The sequence below is a fragment of the Bacillus cereus group sp. N12 genome, from assembly GCF_016483575.1.
Lineage (GTDB): Bacteria > Bacillota > Bacilli > Bacillales > Bacillaceae_G > Bacillus_A > Bacillus_A toyonensis.
Window position 1 is genome coordinate 1 of sequence record NZ_JAEHBO010000249.1, and the last position, 250, is coordinate 250.

Consider the following 250-nt stretch of genomic DNA (forward strand, 5'->3'; position numbering starts at 1 on the left):
GCTTGGATCTACGTCAGCATCATGAGTAATAAATGCTAAGTAATGTTTTTGATACATTGCCCCGCCAACAGTTCGCTGTACAAGTACAGAACTATTACCATTAGATGTATTTACACCATAGTCAACTACACTACGTCCTAATTTCATGCCCGCTTTATATTGAATCTCATCATCAGAACGAGCTCCACCAATAATTACATTATTCATTCGAGGAGTCTTACCAATTGTCGATAGACGTCCAATATATAAT

The 250-nt window shown here is 37.2% G+C and carries 1 pseudogene; it reads right to left on the reverse strand.

The features are described from left to right. Window positions 1-250: pseudogene (locus JDS92_RS30335) on the reverse strand (hypothetical protein); the annotation flags it as partial.